This is a genomic window from Streptomyces phytophilus, from assembly GCF_013870535.1.
In the GTDB taxonomy this organism is placed as follows: Bacteria; Actinomycetota; Actinomycetes; order Streptomycetales; family Streptomycetaceae; genus Streptomyces; species Streptomyces phytophilus.
The window spans coordinates 1-944 of sequence record NZ_JACBXC010001747.1 but is presented as its reverse complement, the minus strand read 5'-3'; the positions used below and the strand labels follow the sequence as shown (position 1 = coordinate 944).

The following is a 944-nucleotide window of genomic DNA, read 5'->3' as shown; positions in this document are numbered from 1 at the left end:
GGAACCAGGTCACCTCGGTGTAGCCGTCGGGGACCTCGAAGCGGGGCATCAGGTCGCGCTTCTCGAACCACCCCCCGGTGTCGACCTGCTCCGCCACCAGCAGCGTGTTCGCACACCCCTCCTGCCACGCATCGGAGGAATCGACCGCATACATCTCCTCGGTCGACTTCAGGTAATAACCCGTCCCATCGAACCGGAACCGATCCGGATCCGACAGATTCTTCCCCGTCTGAATACACAGCAACGCATCATGCGCCCCCGCCTCCTGCGCATACGTGTAATGCGAGTCATTCGTCACCAAAGGCGGAATCCCCAGCTTCCGCCCGATCTCCAGCAGCCCGTCCCGCACCCGCCGCTCGATCTCGATCCCGTGATCCATCAACTCCAGGAAATACCGCTGCTTCCCGAACACCTCCTGATACCACGCCGCCGCCGCCAGCGCCTCGTCGAACTGCCCCAGCCGCAGCCGCGTCTGCACCTCACCCGACGGACACCCCGTAGAAGCGATCAACCCCTCCGCATGCTCGGCGATCACCTCCTTGTCCATCCGCGGCCACTTCTGCAACCACCCCTCCTTGTACGCATCCGACGACAACCGGAACAGATTGTGCAGACCCGTACGCGACGACGCCCAGATCGTCTTATGCGTATACCCACCGGAACCAGACACGTCATCACGCTTCTGATGCGGCTGCCCCCACTGCACCTTCCGCTTGTTCCGCCGCGACTCCGGCGCCACATACGCCTCGATCCCGATGATCGGCGTCACCCCCGCCGACGTCGCCTGCGCAAAGAAGTCATACGCACCATGCAGATTCCCGTGATCCGTCATCGCAATATGCGACATCCCCATCTCACGACAGGCCGCGAACATATCCTTCAACCGCGCCGCCCCATCCAGCAGCGAATACTGCGTGTGCACATGCAGATGCGTAAACGGCGGC

Annotated in this window: 1 protein-coding gene; it reads right to left on the bottom strand. The window is 62.7% G+C overall.

Annotated features, from left to right (window positions below; translation table 11 throughout):
• Window positions 1–944: PHP domain-containing protein (locus tag H5J30_RS35710; RefSeq protein ID WP_181791931.1), on the bottom strand; the 944-nt coding region annotated here is incomplete at both ends.